12 protein-coding genes are annotated in these 14,967 nt (G+C 68.0%); all 12 read left to right on the top strand.

All coding sequences use genetic code 11. The annotated features are described in order from the left end of the window. The first annotated feature begins 4 nt into the window (after nucleotides 1-4). The 12 genes from MJ601_RS03240 to MJ601_RS03185 all read left to right on the top strand — a co-directional run bounded on the left by MJ601_RS03240 (nucleotide 5) and on the right by MJ601_RS03185 (nucleotide 14,965). Nucleotides 5-850 (top strand): XrtA system polysaccharide deacetylase, encoded by an 846-nt coding sequence (locus tag MJ601_RS03240; protein WP_242123194.1) that lies wholly within the window; start codon nucleotides 5-7, stop codon nucleotides 848-850. Then, the gene (locus MJ601_RS03235; protein ID WP_242123192.1) at nucleotides 847-1,908 is read left to right on the top strand and encodes a FemAB family XrtA/PEP-CTERM system-associated protein; all 1,062 of its coding nucleotides are present in this window, start codon (nucleotides 847-849) and stop codon (nucleotides 1,906-1,908) included. The genes MJ601_RS03240 and MJ601_RS03235 overlap by 4 nt, the downstream gene beginning before the upstream one ends. Next, nucleotides 1,905-3,131, top strand: a complete 1,227-nt coding sequence (locus MJ601_RS03230; RefSeq protein ID WP_242123191.1) for a TIGR03087 family PEP-CTERM/XrtA system glycosyltransferase — start codon at nucleotides 1,905-1,907, stop codon at nucleotides 3,129-3,131. The genes MJ601_RS03235 and MJ601_RS03230 overlap by 4 nt, the downstream gene beginning before the upstream one ends. Beyond that, on the top strand, nucleotides 3,131-4,663 hold the full coding sequence (gene xrtA, locus MJ601_RS03225; protein WP_242123189.1) for an exosortase A: 1,533 nt from the start codon (nucleotides 3,131-3,133) through the stop codon (nucleotides 4,661-4,663). Before MJ601_RS03230 ends, xrtA begins: the two co-directional genes overlap by 1 nt. Before the next feature lie 11 nt (nucleotides 4,664-4,674). Then, nucleotides 4,675-6,570, top strand: a complete 1,896-nt coding sequence (locus tag MJ601_RS03220; protein WP_242123187.1) for an XrtA/PEP-CTERM system amidotransferase — start codon at nucleotides 4,675-4,677, stop codon at nucleotides 6,568-6,570. A 74-nt stretch (nucleotides 6,571-6,644) separates the two neighbouring features. Then, complete coding sequence (locus MJ601_RS03215; protein ID WP_242123184.1) at nucleotides 6,645-7,994, top strand: sugar transferase; 1,350 nt, start codon at nucleotides 6,645-6,647, stop codon at nucleotides 7,992-7,994. Further along, a complete protein-coding gene (locus MJ601_RS03210; RefSeq protein WP_242123182.1) occupies nucleotides 7,994-9,127 on the top strand; it encodes a glycosyltransferase in 1,134 nt (377 codons plus the stop codon). Before MJ601_RS03215 ends, MJ601_RS03210 begins: the two co-directional genes overlap by 1 nt. A 64-nt stretch (nucleotides 9,128-9,191) precedes the next feature. Then, a complete protein-coding gene (locus MJ601_RS03205) occupies nucleotides 9,192-9,935 on the top strand; it encodes a class I SAM-dependent methyltransferase (RefSeq protein ID WP_242123180.1) in 744 nt (247 codons plus the stop codon). 38 nt (nucleotides 9,936-9,973) lie between these two features. After that, the gene (locus MJ601_RS03200; protein ID WP_242123322.1) at nucleotides 9,974-11,305 is read left to right on the top strand and encodes a hypothetical protein; all 1,332 of its coding nucleotides are present in this window, start codon (nucleotides 9,974-9,976) and stop codon (nucleotides 11,303-11,305) included. Beyond that, nucleotides 11,302-12,462, top strand: a complete 1,161-nt coding sequence (locus tag MJ601_RS03195; protein ID WP_242123178.1) for a glycosyltransferase family 4 protein — start codon at nucleotides 11,302-11,304, stop codon at nucleotides 12,460-12,462. The genes MJ601_RS03200 and MJ601_RS03195 overlap by 4 nt, the downstream gene beginning before the upstream one ends. Further along, on the top strand, nucleotides 12,459-13,211 hold the full coding sequence (locus MJ601_RS03190) for an FkbM family methyltransferase (RefSeq protein WP_242123176.1): 753 nt from the start codon (nucleotides 12,459-12,461) through the stop codon (nucleotides 13,209-13,211). The genes MJ601_RS03195 and MJ601_RS03190 overlap by 4 nt, the downstream gene beginning before the upstream one ends. Next, nucleotides 13,211-14,965, top strand: a complete 1,755-nt coding sequence (locus tag MJ601_RS03185) for an MFS transporter (protein WP_242123174.1) — start codon at nucleotides 13,211-13,213, stop codon at nucleotides 14,963-14,965. The genes MJ601_RS03190 and MJ601_RS03185 overlap by 1 nt, the downstream gene beginning before the upstream one ends. Nucleotides 14,966-14,967 lie beyond the last annotated feature (2 nt).

Genomic DNA, 14,967 nt, shown 5'->3' with positions numbered 1-14,967 from the left:
ACCGATGCTGAACGCCCTGTCCGTTGACGTCGAGGACTGGTTCCAGGTCGGCGCGTTCGAACGCACGATCCGGCGCGAGGATTGGGCGGGCCTGACCCATCGGGTCGAACGCAACAGCGATGCGGTGCTGGCGCTGTTCGACGAGGCGGGGGTCAAGGCCACCTTCTTCACGCTGGGCTGGGTGGCGGAACGCTACCCGGCATTGATGCGGCGGATCGTGGAGGCGGGGCATGAGGTGGCGAGCCATGGCTATGACCATGCGCGCGTCTTCACCTTCGACGGGGCCGGCTTCCGCGCCGATCTGCGCCGGTCGCGGGCGATATTGGAGGATGCGAGCGGGCAGGCGGTGACCGGCTATCGCGCGCCCAGCTTCTCCATCGACCGGCGCACGCCCTGGGCGCATGAGGTGCTGGCCGAGGAAGGCTATGCCTATTCCAGCAGCGTCGCACCGATCCGGCACGACCATTATGGCTGGCCGGAAAGCCCGCGCTTCGCGTGGAAGCCGGTCAAGGGATCGCCGCTGGTCGAACTGCCGGTGACGACGGCGAAGCTGGCGGGCCGCACGCTGGCGGCGGGGGGAGGCGGCTTTTTCCGGCTGCTGCCCTATGGCTTTTCGCGCTGGGCGATCCGTCAGGTGAACCGGCGGGATGGGCGGCCCGCGATCATCTATTTCCACCCCTGGGAAATCGATCCCGATCAGCCGCGCGTCGAGGGCGCGCCGCTGCGCTCGCGGCTGCGGCATTATACCAACCTCTCCGGCATGGCGGCCAAGCTGCGGCGGCTGACGCGGGACTTCCAGTGGACGCGGGTGGATGCGCTGGCCGCCCAGGAAGCGGAGCGGGCGGCATGATGGCGGGCGAACTGTTGGTCACGGCCCTCGATCTCACCGATCCGGCGCAGCGGCAGGCGGCGGATGCGTTCGTGATGGGACATGGCGAGGGCACGCCCTTCCATCGTCCGGCATGGCTGCTGGCGGTGGCGCGGGGCACGGGCAACCGGGCGCACATGCTTTCGGCGGTGGCGCCTTCGGGGCAGATCGTCGGGCTGCTGCCGCTGCATCATGTGAAGAGCCTTCTGTTCGGGCAGGCGCTGGTGTCGTCGGGCTTTGCCGTGGACGGCGGCATATTGGCGAGCGATCCGGCGGCGGTGTCCGCCCTGGCCGCGGCCTGCGAGGGCATGGCGCGGGACGGCGGCATCGCTTCGGTCGAGATACGCGGCGGGCCGGTCCCGGCTGAAGGCTGGGCGCGGCACGAGGGCAGCCATCTCGGTTTCACGCGTCCGCTCGCGGCGGATGATGAGGCGGAATTGCTCGCCGTTCCGCGCAAGCACCGCGCCGAACTGCGCAAGGCGCTGGCGAACGATGCGCTGCGGGTCGAGATCGGGCGGGATGCGCGGCATCGGCAGGCGCATTATCGCGTCTATTCGGAAAGCGTGCGCAATCTGGGCACGCCGGTCTTCCCGGCACGGCTGTTCCGCGAGGTGCTGAGGCAATTTGGCGAGGATGCCGACATATTGGTCGTGCTGGAAGGCGACCGGCCGGTTTCGGCGGTGCTGACCCTCTATCACCACGGGCGCGTCATGCCCTTCTGGGGCGGCGGGATCGGCGACGCGCGGCGGCTGCGGTCCAATGAACTCATGTATTACCGCCTCATGGCGCATGGCCGCGACCGGGGGATGACCATGTTCGATTTCGGCCGTTCCAAGACGGGCAGCGGCCAGGCGGCGTGGAAGAAGAGCTTCGGCTTCGATCCGGTCCCGCTCTCCTATCATAGCTGGCCGGCAAATGGCGGGATGCGGGACATCAACCCCAACAGCCCGCAATATCAGCGGCGGATCGAACTCTGGAAGAAGCTGCCCCTGCCGGTCGCCAACCTGATCGGCCCTTTCATCGCGCGGGGCCTTGGGTGACGGGCGAGATACTCTTCCTCTGCCACCGCATCCCCTTTCCGCCGGATCGCGGGGACAAGATCCGCTCCTACCATCTGCTGGAGCGGATGGCGCAGGTCGCGCCCGTCCATGTCGGCTGCTTTGCCGACGATGCGCGGGACATGGGGTTCGCGCCCGGCATGGCGGCCATGACCGCCAGCCAGTGCGTGCTGATTCGGGACCGGTCGCGCATCGCGGCGGGCCTGAAGGGGCTGGCGACGGGCCGGCCGCTGCTGGTGTCGCTGTTCGATCATCCGGGGCTGCATCGCTGGGTCGCGCACACGCTGGCGGAGCGGCCGATTGCGGCGGTCGTCACCTATTCCGCGCAGATGGCGCATTTCGTGCCGCCGCTGCCCGATGGCGTGCGCTTCGTCATGGATTTCGTGGATTTCGATTCCGCCAAATATGCCGCCTATGGCGCGCAGGGTTCCGGCCCGATGGCGTGGATCAACCGGCGCGAAGGACGGACGTTGCTCGATTTCGAGCGGGCGGTGGCGGCGCGCGCCGACCTGTGCGCCTTCGTCAGCGAGGCGGAGGCCGCGCTGTTCCGCCGGGCCAGCGGGCTGGGCAAGGATCGCGTCGTCGCCATCGATAATGGCGTGGCGCTGGATTATTTCGATCCGGCAGGGGATTTCCCGCCGGTGGAGCATGGGGATGGGCCGCTGCTCGTCTTCACCGGCCAGATGGACTATCGCCCCAATGCAGAGGCTGTGGAAAGTTTCGCGACGCTGGCCCTGCCCGCCATTCGCGCGGCGTGTCCCGGCACGCGCTTCGCCATTGTCGGGCGCAATCCCAACCGGCAGGTCCAGGCCCTGGCAGCCTTGCCGGGCGTGATCGTAACCGGTGGCGTTCCCGACGTGCGCGGCTGGCTGGCGGCGGCGGACGTGATCGTCGCGCCGCTCAGGATCGCGCGCGGCATCCAGAACAAGGTGCTGGAGGCGATGGCGATGGCGCGCCCGGTCGTGGCATCGGCCCAGGCGGCTGAGGGGATCGACGCGCGCGATGGCGATCATCTGCTGATCGCCGCCGATCCGGCCGGCGAGGCGGCGAAGGTCATTGCCCTGCTGTCCGACCCCCGTGGAGCACGGCGGCTGGGCGCGGCGGCGCGGGCGCGGATGGAGCAACGCTACCGCTGGTCCGCGACGCTGGCCGCCTGGCCCGACATGCTGTTCGGCCCGGTCCCGGCGAACGGGGTGGCGGCCTGATGGAGCGCGTTCTTTCCGCAGGGCCGTGGCAGGGGAGCGGGCTGACCGGATGGCGCGGGCATCTGACGGCGCTCGCCATCGTCGCGGCGACGATCCTGCTGCTGTTCCATCGCGACGCGACGGGCATGATGGCGATCTGGTGGAATGCGTCCACCTATGGCCATTGCCTGTTCATACCCTTGCTGATCGCCTGGCTGGTGCAGCAGCGCTTGCCGGGGCTGAGGCAGCTTGAACCGGTGGCCTGGGCGCCGGGGCTGCTCTGGCTGGGGCTGGGCGCGCTGGCATGGATGACGGGCGCGGCGGCTGGCGTCGCGGTGGTGCGGCATGGCGCGCTTGTCGTCATGCTGCAGGGCGCGGTGATCGCCCTGCTGGGACAGGCGGTGGCGCGCGCGCTGCTGTTCCCCCTGTTCTACGCCTTTTTCATGGTGCCCTTCGGCGAGGAGATCGTCGCGCCGCTCCAGCTCGTGACGGCGCATATCAGCATGGTGCTGCTGGGGATCGCGGGGGTTCCCGCCCATATGCAGGGCATCTTCATCACCACGCCCAACGGTTATTTCGAGGTGGCGGAGGCCTGCTCCGGCGCCAAGTTCGTGATCGCGATGACGGCCTATGGCCTGCTGGTCTGCAACCTCTGCTTCACCGCCCTGCCGCGGCGCATCTCCTTCATGGTCGGTGCGCTGGCCCTGTCGGTCCTTGCCAACGGCGTGCGAGCCTTCGCGACGATCTGGGTCGCGGAACTCACGACCATCGACGCGGCGGCGGGGTTCGACCATGTCGTTTACGGCTGGGTGTTCTTCGCCATCATCATGACGCTGGTGATGGCGATCGCATGGCCCTTTTTCGACCGCAGGCCCGGCGATCCCTGGTTCGATCCACACAGGTTGCAGCCTCGGCCTCCCGCCGCGTCCGGAACCGGCAGGGTCGCCGGCATCGGGCTGGCGCTGATCGCCGCGGCGCCGCTGTGGATCGCGGCCAGCGCGGCGGCGGGCGATCCGCTGCCCGGTGCGCCTTCCATGCCCGATCTGAAGGGCTGGACCCGCAGCGACGAACCTGCCCTTGCCCCCTGGCGGCCGCGCTTCGATGGCGCGGATTATCTCGGCATGGCGCGCTATCGCAATGCGGCGGGGCAGGTGGTCGACCTCGCCATCGCGACCTATGATCGGCAGGACGAGGGCCGCGAACTGGTCGGTTTCGGTCAGGGCGCGGCGGGGGCGGGCAGCGGCTGGACCTGGTCCCAATCCGCGCCCGCGCCCGATCATGGGCGCGGCGAGCAGATCACCGGCCCCGGCCAGGTAATACGCCATGTCGTCAGCTTCTATGTCGTGGGCGGCGACGATCCGACCGGGAGCGCCCATCTGGTGAAGCTGGAAACGATGAAGGCGCGCCTGCTGGGCACCGACCAGCGCGCGGCCGCCATATTGGTGTCCGCGGAGGAAAGGGCCGGGCGTTCGTCCGACGCGGCGATCGCGGCCTTCCTGCAGGATCTCGGCAATGTGAAGGATTTGGCTGACCGAAGCCTTGGAACCCGCTAAGGCTCTTTCGCATGTGCGGGATAGCGGGCATTTTCCACCTTGAAACGGCCAAGCCGGTCGATCCGGCGCGGGTCGGCCTGATGCTGGACGCGATGCCCTGGCGCGGGCCGGACGACAGCGGCATCTGGACCGCGCCGGGCGTGGGGCTGGGGCATCTGCGCCTGTCGATCATCGACCTTGGCAGCGGCGCGCAGCCCATGCTGACCGAGGATGACAGTCTCGCAGTCGTCTTCAACGGCGAAATCTACAATTTCATGGAGGTCCGGGCGGAACTGGAGGCCAAGGGCCATGTCTTCCGCACGCACAGCGATACCGAAGTCATCCTCCACGGCTACCGCCAATGGGGCGAGGCCTGCGTCGAAAAATTCAACGGCATGTTCGCCTTCGCCCTGTTCGATGCGCGGGCGCAGGCGCTCTGGCTGGCGCGCGACCGGCTGGGCGTGAAGCCGCTGCACTATGCGCTGCTGTCCGACGGCAGCCTGATCTTCGGCTCGGAGCTCAAGAGCCTGCTCGCCCACCCCCTGCTGCGCCGCGCGCCGGACCTCTCGGCGGTCGAGGATTATCTGGCCTATGGCTATGTGCCCGACGATGCCTGCATGGTGGCGGGCGTACGAAAGCTCGGCGCTGGGGAGACCTTGCGCGTCGTGCGCGGGCGGCCCCTGCCGCAGCCGCAGCGCTACTGGGACGTCAGCTTCGCCGACCGCAGCAGGGCGAAGCCCGAAGCGCTCGAGGAGGAACTGGTCGCGCTGATGCGGCAGGCGGTGCGCTCCCGCATGGTGGCCGACGTGCCGCTCGGCGCCTTCCTGTCGGGCGGTGTGGACAGCAGCAGCGTGGTCGCGCTGATGGCCGAAGCGTCGAAACAGGCGGTCAAGACCTGCACCATCGGCTTCGACGTCCGGGAACTGGACGAGACCGCCTATGCCGACCGCATCGCGCGGCGCTTCGCGACCGACCATCGCATGCGGGTCGTCTCGCCCGACGACTACGGGTTGATCGACACGCTGGCGCTGCATTTCGACGAGCCTTTCGCCGACGCCTCGGCGCTGCCCACCTATCGGGTGTGCGAACTGGCGCGGGAGCAGGTGACGGTGGCGCTGTCCGGCGATGGTGCGGACGAGGCCTTTGCCGGCTATCGCCGCCATCGCTTCCAGATGCAGGGGGAAAGGCTGCGCGCGCTGATCCCGGCATCGGTGCGGCAACCCCTGTTCGGGACGCTGGGCCGCTATTATCCCAAGGCCGACTGGGCGCCACGTCCCCTGCGTGCCAGGTCGACCTTCCTCGAACTGGCGGGGGAGGGCGGCGAAGCCTATGCCGCCTCGGTCGGGGTGACGCCCCATGCCCTGCGGCAAAGGCTGTTCAGCCAGGATATGAAGACCCGGCTTGGCGCCTATCGGGCGGAGGATCGCTATGTCAGGGCGATGGCGGATGCCCCGGCGCGCGATCCGCTGGACCGGGCGCAATATGCCGATATCCGCATCTGGCTGCCGGGCGATATCCTGACCAAGACCGACCGGATGAGCATGGCCGTCAGCCTGGAGGCGCGTGAGCCGCTGCTCGACCACCGGCTGGTGGAGTTCGCCGCCCGCCTGCCCGTCGCCCAGCGCATTCGCGGCAACAGCGGCAAATATCTGATGAAGAAGGCGATGGAGCCGTTTCTGCCGCAGGATATTCTCTACCGGCCGAAAATGGGCTTCGTGACGCCGATCAGCGCCTGGTTCCGGGGGCCGCTGGCCGGCGAAGCCAGCGCGATCGCGGGCGGATCGGCACTGGCGAAGACCGGCTGGTTCGACACGCGGGTGCTGGGCAGGGTCGCGGCGGACCACAAGTCGGGGATCGCCGATCATGGCCGGCTGCTCTGGCAATTGCTGATGCTGGACAAGGCGCTGACCCGGCTCTTCGCCCTTTGAACCGGCACAGCCCCTTGCCAGCGCGGCCCGGCAGTGCCAACGGAGCGTCACGGAAGTTCATTCAAGGCCCCAAAGTGACAGTCTCCAAGGAAATCTTGCGGTTGCGGCTTTACCTGCTGTGTCTGCTGGGGGACATGGCGGGCTTGTTCCTGTCGTTCCTCGCCGCGAACTGGCTGGTGCTGGGCGCCTGGGCGGGCGAACCGGGCAAGCCGCACGGACTTGTCATGTTCGCCATGATCGCGCCGCTCTACACCCTGCTGGCGGTGCAGAGCGGTGCCTATGGCATCCACATGCTGGAGAATATCCGGCGCGGCATATTCCGGGGGCTGCTGGCACTGGCGCAGGCGGCGATGCTGATGCTGCTGATCGTCTATCTGGGCAAGATCGCGGAGCAGCTGTCGCGTCTGACCTTCGTGGTCGGGCTGTCCCTCTCGGCCGTCGGCGTGACGCTGGCGCGGCTCCTCATCGCGCGGCTGGGCGCCCGCCTGCTGGGGGAGGTGCCGCATCTGACCGCCGTCATCATGGACGGCGTCACCATCGAAACCGGACCCCATATGGAAGTGATCGAGGCCGGGGCCGCCAGCCTTCATCCCGCCCGGCACGACGCGGACATGGCGGCGCGGCTGGCGGCGGCCGTGGGCATGGCGGAGCGCGTCATCGTCGCCTGCCCGATCGATCGGATGGACGACTGGTCGGTGGCGCTGAAATCGCTTTCCGCGCGGGGTGAGATCGTCGTGCCCGAACTGCTGCGTTTCGCGCCCGCCCGGCTGGACGAATTTGACGGCCAGCCGACGATCATCGTCGCGGGCGGGCCGTTCCAGTTCCGCGACCGCATCATCAAGCGCTTCTTCGATATTGTCGTCGCGACCGTCGCGACCATCGCCCTGTCGCCGGTGCTGATCGCGGCGGCGCTGGCGGTGAAGCTGACCAGTCCCGGCCCGATCATCTTCCGCCAGCCGCGCATCGGTCGCGACGCCGCGCCCTTCAACATCTACAAGTTCCGCTCGATGCGCGCCGAGGCGAGCGACCGCAAGGCCGACAGGCTCACCGCCCGCGACGACGACCGGGTGACGGCGGTCGGCCGCTTCCTGCGCAAGACCAGCATCGATGAACTGCCGCAACTGTTCAACGTGCTGCGCGGCGACATGAGCATCGTCGGCCCGCGCCCCCATGCCGCCGCCGCAAAGGCCGGAGACAGCCTCTATTGGGAGGTGGACGAGCGCTATTGGGCGCGCCATTGCATCAAGCCCGGCATGACGGGTCTGGCGCAGGTCCGCGGCCATCGCGGGTCGACCGATCATCATCAGGATCTGATCGACCGGCTCCAGTCGGACCTTGAATATGTGACGGAATGGTCGATCTGGCGCGATCTGCGGATCATCGTCGCGACCATCGGCGTGCTGGTGCATCACAAGGCCTATTGATGGACGGGATCGACCTGATCGCGGCCGTCGTGCTGCTGCTGTCGCTGGTGGCGGTGGCATGGCCGTTTCTCTTCTATCCGCTGGTCCTGCAGATGCTGCCGACGCGCCCCGAACGGCCCGTCGCGGCTCCGCCATCGTCCGCCTCGCTGCTCTTCTGCGCCTATAATGAGGCGGCCGCCATGCCGGAAAAGCTGGCCAATCTGTCGATGCTGAAGGCGCGCTATCCGGGGCTGGAAATCCTGGCCTTCGACGACGGCTCGTCGGACGGGACGGCGGCCCTGATCGCCGCGCAGGGCGATCTTGTGACCCTGCTGCGCGGGCCGGGGCGAAGCGGCAAGGCGCATGGCATGAAGCTGCTGGCGGCGCGGGCGACGGGCGATGTGCTGATCTTCACCGACGCCAATGTCCTGCTGGACGCGGATGCGATCGCCCGTCTGCTGGCGCGCTATGCCGATCCGGAAATTGGCGGCGTGCTGGGCTCGCTCCGCTATGTCGGCGATGATGAGAGCGCGACGGCTTCGGTCGGCTCGCTCTACTGGCGGATCGAGGAAAGGCTGAAGGACGAGGAATCGCGCACCGGCAATGTGCTGGGGGCGGACGGTTCGATCTTCTCGATCCGGCGCGCGCTCTATCCCGAATTTCCCGACAGCGTGCTCGACGACCTGACCGTCTCCATGGCGGTGGTCTTCGCAGGCAAGCGGCTGGTCAAGGCCGGGGATGTGATCGCCCGCGAACGGCTGGTCGCGGCGCGGGGCGACGAATATCGCCGCAAGGTGCGGATCGCCGCCCGCGCCTGGCACACGCATGGCCATTTGCGGCCGCAATTGCGGCGCATGACCGCCCTCGACCGCTTCAAATACGGCTCGCGCAAGATCGTGCGCTGGTTCGGCGCGCTCTTCATCCTGGCCGGCATCGTCGCGGCGGGGACGCTGGCGCTGCGGATATCCCCGACGCTCTACATGATCGGCGGGCTGACCGGCGTTTTCATCCTGTGGCGCGGCCTGCGCTCGAGGGGCGGACCCTTCGCGGCGGTGGTGGACATCCTGATCGCCTATGTCGCGACCCTGCAGGGCGTCGTGAAGGCGATGACCGGGCGCACCGTCACGATCTGGAATCCGGCCAAGTCGCGCTGATCCCTCTCGCCAAAGCGGCGGCATATTGTATAGGCCGGTGCCAACTGCTTTTTGGAGCCAAGGCGTGATTACTTTCCAGCGGGTGGCGAAGGCCGCCGGCAAGCATCTGACCCGGACCTTGCTCTCCGTGCGCAAGGCGCTGGGCGCGCGGGCGAGCCGGGCTTGCCCGGCCTGCGGTCAGGCGGTGGTCGGTTTCTTCCGCTATGGCGACAATGCGGAATGGGGTTGCCCGAACTGCGGCGCTTCCCCGCGCGAGCGGCTGATGAACCATCTGATCGCCGGGCGGGTGCTGAACGTGCCGCGGCAGGGCGCGGTGCTGCACATGGCGCCCAACGAGGCCAGCCTGGTCCGCCGCTTTTCCGCCGCCGCCGACTATACGCCCGCCGATCTCGATCCCGGCCGCTATCATGTGCCCGCCATGCGGCGCGTCGACCTGATGGCGCTGGACGACACCGATCGTTACGACCTCTTCTACGCTAGCCATGTGATGGAACATGTGCCTGACGACCATGCCGTGCTGCGCAACATCCATCGCGCGCTCAAGCCCGGTGGCGAGGCGTGGCTGATCGTGCCGCTATGGGACAAGCCGACCGAGGACGGCAGCTTCGACATGCCGCCCCGCGAACGCGAGCGCCGCTTCGGCCAGTGGGATCATGTGCGCCAATATGGTCCCGACTTCGCCGGGCGCATCCGCGCGGCGGGCTTCGAACTGGAGGAGATCGACGCCAGCGGCATCGATCCCGACACGCGCCACCATTATGCGCTGGACGACCGCCTGTTCCGCGCGCGCAAGCCGGTGCGAGCCTGATCCCGGTGCACAAGGACTCCGGCGGCGCGCTGGCCCGGATGGAGGCTTCCGCCCGCATCCTTGCCCTGATCAAGCTCGCCAATGTCGGGCTGACGCTGATCTGGGGCTTTGCCGTCACCTATGTGTTCGTGCGCGTCCTGCCGCTCAGGGAATTCCAGTCCTTCCTGCTGCTGGTGGCCTTCGGCAACTTCACCATTTCCGCCGAATTCGGCCTCACCAGCATCATCTATGCGCGGCTGCGGCGGCATTGGCTGGGGAATTTGGGGCTGGGGAATTTGGGGCTGGGGAATTTGGGGCCGGGCCTTCCCGCGGACGATGCGGGCGGCTTCCGCCTGGAGGAAATGGGCGTGCTGTTCCTGTTCCTCGGCCTGCTGATCGTCGGCGGCTTCGCGATCCTGTCGGTGGCGCTGGCGGTGGGCGGGCTGCATACGGCCATGCCGCTGCTCTTCCTGCTCTTCTTCCTTTCGGCCTGCATCAACCTGCCCGCGCTGCTGGCGAAAAGGGCGCTGGCGGCGGTGGACGGCAATTTCCTCTGGGAGGCGCTCGACTGCCTGCGTCGCGTCATGACGATCGCGCTGCTGCTCTTCATCCTGCAGGGGCTGGACCCGCGCCTGTCGCTGGCCCTGCAGCTTTGCGTCAGCATCGCCGTGATCGGCTATGCGATCGCGCTGGTGCACCGGCGGCTGGGGATGCGGGTGGCGCACTGGCTGTCCTTCCGTGCGGGGGGAGGACATGTGCGGGCGCATTATCTGCGCGACATCGGCGCTTCGGCGGCCTTCACCCTGTCGGAGATAGTGGCCTATAACGCGCCCTATTTCACCATCGCCGCGGCGACGCATGATGCGCGGCCGATGCTGCTCTTCGACTTTTTCTTCAAGATGTCGCGCTCGCTGTCGATGCTGGTGCGGGCCATGGTCGAGGCGGCGCTGCCGCGCATCACCCGCGCCTATCATGCCGGGGACCGGGCACGGCTGCGCCAGTTGATGGTCCGGGCGCTGGGCGCGGCGCTGGTCTTCGCGCTCGGGGCTTCGGGCGCGCTGATGGTGGTGGGGGAATGGCTGTTCGCCAGGCTGTTCGACGGGCGCGCGGCGATCGACAGGATCGACCTGCTGCTGATCGACGGCGCGCTGCTCGCGCTCGCCGTGATCTGCGTGTCGGTCTATGTGCAGGGGGCGCTGGGGCGTTTCACCCATCTGCTGGGCCGTTCCCTGCCTTTCCTCGCCGGTTCCCTGCTCAGCGTGCCGCTGGCCCGCATCCTCGCGCCGGAACGGTTCGATCTGCTGTTCCTCATCCTTTATGCGCTGACGCTGCTGGCGGCGGCGGCGATCCATGGCCTGTCGCTCCATCGGCTGGTGGGGAGGCGGCCATGAAGGTCGCGATGTGCGATCCCTCGCTCTTCACCGGCCGCTATGACGACAGCCTGTGCGCCGCGCTGGCGCGGGCAGGGGCGGAGGTGACGCTGCTCGCACGCCCGATGCGCGCCACCGATGCCATAGAGCCGCAGGGCTATGCCTATCGTCCGCGCTTCTTCCGGCGGAGCGAGGCGCTGCGCGAACGGATCGGCGAAGGCCGGGTCTTCCGGTTCGCCAAGGCGGCGGAATATGGGCTGAGTTGCGCGATGGGCGATCTGGACGCGCTTGCCGCCTGCGACGTCGCGCATATGCAATGGCTGCCGCTGGCGCCCGTCGACCGGCTGATGCTGCGGCGGCTCCGGGGGCGGACGAAGCTGGTCCACACCGTCCACAATGCCGACGCCTATCATGCCGATTCCGGGGTGCAGGGGCAGGGCTATCGCGCCCTGCTCGACATGTTCGATGCGCTGGTCGTGCATGGCGAGACGACCCGTGCGGCGCTGGAGCGGCAGGGGCTCGACCCGGCGCGCATCCATGTGACCCCGCATCCGCCGATGCGGCTCGCTCCGGCCGGCCCCGCCGATCTCGCGCTGATCGCCGATCCGGCCCTGCCGCGCCTGCTCTTTTTCGGCACGATCCGGCCCTATAAGGGCGTCGATCTGCTGGTGGAGGCCTGCCTGTCGCTCTGGCGCGCCGGGCACCGGTTCGAACTGGTGCTGGCGGGCAAGCCCTTCATGGACATCGGCCCCCTGCTGGCAAGCGTCCATGAAGCGGGCTTCGGCGATCGGCTGATCGCCGATCTCGGTTTCCTCACCGAACAGCGGCTGGACGCGCACATGGCGAAGGCGGACATCATCGCCTTCCCCTATCGCCATATCGACAGCAGCGGCGCCTTCCTGTCCGCATTGCACCATGGCAAGGCGATGGTGACGTCGGACGCGGGCATGTTCGCATCCCTGCCCGGCGACGTGGCCGTCAGGGCATCGGCCGGAAATGCACCGGCGCTTGCGCAAGCCCTCTTGCCCCTCGTAGAAGGCGCCGCCATCAGGCAGGCTTTGGGCGCAAGGGCGCGGGCCTATGGAGAAGCGATGGGGAACTGGAAGGACATGGCTCTGGCCACGATCGGCATTTATCGTTCCGTGCTATCGGCAGGCGCCAGGGCGACCCGGAAATGAGCCGCTATGTTCGCGAACTGGCCGACCGGGCGCTGGCGCTGCGCCTCGCTGTGGCGGGCCGGGTGCATCAATATCCCGAAATCCAGGCGCTCCGCCGCTTCCTGGCGGCGTTCGAGGTTGACTGCCTGTTCGACGTCGGCGCCAATCGCGGCCAATATGCGACGATGCTGCGCAAGGACGCGGGTTTCCGGGGCACGATCCTGTCCTTCGAGCCCAATCCGGAGATTTTCGCGGAACTGGAACGGCGCGCCGCCTCCGATCGCCGATGGCACGCGTTCAACATCGCGCTGTCCGATTTCGACGGCATGGCGAGCTTCAACATCATGGCGGCCGACCAGTTCAGCTCGCTGAAGAAACCGTCCCAAGCGCAGGATGCGATCTTCGCCGAACGGAACAAGGTGACGCGCACCCTCGACATGCAATGCCGCCGCCTCGAAACCATGCTGCCCGAACTCAGGCACGCGCACGGTTTCGCCCGGCCCTTCCTGAAGATGGATACGCAGGGCCACGACCTCTCTGTCTGCCAGGGCGCGGGAGGAGCTCTGGGCGAGATGCTCGGCGTCCAGACCGAACTGGGCGTGCGGCCGATCTATGAGGGCGGCACCGGCTATCGCGCGATGATCGACTGGCTCGGCGATCGCGGCTTCGTTCCCTCGGCCTTCTTCGCGAACAACAAGGGCCATTTTCCGCTGCTGGTCGAGATGGACGGCATCTTCGTCAATCAGGCGCGGTTGCCGCAGGACCGCTGATGGACGCCGCGCCGCGCCCTGCCAAGCCGCGCTGGATCAGCGCATCCCGCCTGTTCCTGGCGGGCGCGATCGGCCTGACGCTGTGGCTCGGCGCGACCTTCCTCTGGCATGTGACCTACCGGCAGGGGATCAGCCTTCCGGTCATCCTGTTCCTGGACCAGGATTTCCCCGCCTTGCTGGGCGCCCTGCTGCTGCTGACGCTGGCGGCGCCCTTTGCCGAAGGGCTGGGCTGGCGCCTTCCCCTGCCGAGGGCGCGGGTGATGGTGCCGCTGGTCCTGCTGTTCGGGCTGGTCGCCTGGGCGGGCCATTATTGGCTGTTCCAGGACTATTCCATCTCCCGCGACGAGGAAGTGGCGCGCTTCGCCGCCGCCTATATGCGGGAAGGTTTCCTGGCCCGGCCGATCCCGCTCGAGTGGGAGGGTTATCGCCGGGCGATCATGCCCGAATTCTTCTCGCCCTTCGGCGCGGCGGATTATTGGACGGCCGCCTATCTGCCGGTGAACAGCGCGATCCAGGCGCTGTTCTGGCGATTGGGCGACCCCAATCTGGCGGGACCGGTGCTGCTGATCGCGGGCCTCCTCGCGCTGTGGCGGGTGGCGCTGCACCTCTTCCCCGATCGTCCGGACGCGGTATGGGTGACGATGCTGCTCGGCCTGTCCTCCGCCCAGCTCTGGGTCACGGCGATGACGCCCTATGCCATGACCGGCCATTTCGCGCTCAACATGGTCTGGCTCGCCCTGGTGCTGCGCGGCGGGCTGCTCGGGCATCTGGGCGCGGGAGTCGTCGCGCTGGCGGCGGCGGGGCTGCATCAATGGCATTTCCCGCCGATCTTCATTGCGCCCTTCATCCTGTGGATGCTGCTGGGGCGCCGCTGGAAAGTGGCCTTCTTCCACATCCTTGTGCTGGCGGCGATCGTCATCGTCTGGGCAAAGCTCTGGCCCGCCTTCCTCACCCATTTGCTGGGACAGCCCACCGATATCCGGCCCTCGGCCGGCGTGGCGGACAAGGTCGGCAGCCTGTTCGAGCGGCTGGGCGACCGCTGGCAGCCGCTGGTCAATCTCAGCCGCTTCGCCGCCTGGAACAATATCCTCATGGTGCCGCTGGCGGCGCTGGGCGTGTCCGCGATGCACTGGCGCAAGGCGATCCGGGGGCAGGAGATCGCGCTGCCGCTGGCGCTGGGCTGCTTTGCCGGTTGCGCCTTCGCCCTGGCCCAGGGCTATGGCTGGGGCTTTCGCTATGCCCATGGCTTCATCGGGCCGTTCTGCCTGCTCGCGGGGCTGGGATGGGCGCGTTTCCGGCCCGCCGCGATGCGGCCGCTGTTCATCGGCTTCTTCATCACCCTGTTCGGCAGCGCCTTCCTCGTCTGGCGCACCCATGCCTTCGTGGCGCCCTATGCGGCCAGCCATCGCATGATCGACGCGTCGAAGGCCGATGTCGTGCTGGTCGATCCGCGCGGAGGCCTCTACGTCACCGATCTGGTCCGGGGCCGCAATGGCGTGCCGGGCAAGCCCATGGTCATGAACCTGGGCATGCTGACGCTGGATCAGGTCGACAATCTCTGCAAAAATTATGTGGTGGAACTGTTCGACCGCGCGGAATTCCGTCCGCTGGGCGTGCCGCTCGCGCGCTGGAACCTGGGGCGCATGGACTCGCTGCGCGCGCATATGAAGGAAGAGGATTGCGACAAGCCGGTCCAGCCGCCCCTGCCGGAGACCGAGGAGGACGCCTTCAATGCAGCCGGGAATGTGTTGTAAGG

The sequence above is a fragment of the Sphingobium trunci genome, from assembly GCF_022664535.1.
Lineage (GTDB): Bacteria > Pseudomonadota > Alphaproteobacteria > Sphingomonadales > Sphingomonadaceae > Sphingobium.
The sequence above is the reverse complement of the archived record's forward strand: the minus strand, read 5'-3'. Positions and strand labels throughout refer to the sequence as shown.

Bases quoted from the DNA above. Each gene is read 5' to 3' on its own strand.
- MJ601_RS03200 (WP_242123322.1), top strand. From the start codon at position 9,974: ATGGAGGCTTCCGCCCGCATCCTTGCCCTGATCAAGCTCGCCAATGTC.
- MJ601_RS03235 (WP_242123192.1), top strand. From the start codon at position 847: ATGATGGCGGGCGAACTGTTGGTCACGGCCCTCGATCTCACCGATCCG.
- MJ601_RS03210 (WP_242123182.1), top strand. From the start codon at position 7,994: ATGGACGGGATCGACCTGATCGCGGCCGTCGTGCTGCTGCTGTCGCTG.
- MJ601_RS03195 (WP_242123178.1), top strand. From the start codon at position 11,302: ATGAAGGTCGCGATGTGCGATCCCTCGCTCTTCACCGGCCGCTATGAC.
- MJ601_RS03240 (WP_242123194.1), top strand. From the start codon at position 5: ATGCTGAACGCCCTGTCCGTTGACGTCGAGGACTGGTTCCAGGTCGGC.
- xrtA (WP_242123189.1), top strand. From the start codon at position 3,131: ATGGAGCGCGTTCTTTCCGCAGGGCCGTGGCAGGGGAGCGGGCTGACC.
- MJ601_RS03185 (WP_242123174.1), top strand. From the start codon at position 13,211: ATGGACGCCGCGCCGCGCCCTGCCAAGCCGCGCTGGATCAGCGCATCC.
- MJ601_RS03190 (WP_242123176.1), top strand. From the start codon at position 12,459: ATGAGCCGCTATGTTCGCGAACTGGCCGACCGGGCGCTGGCGCTGCGC.
- MJ601_RS03220 (WP_242123187.1), top strand. From the start codon at position 4,675: ATGTGCGGGATAGCGGGCATTTTCCACCTTGAAACGGCCAAGCCGGTC.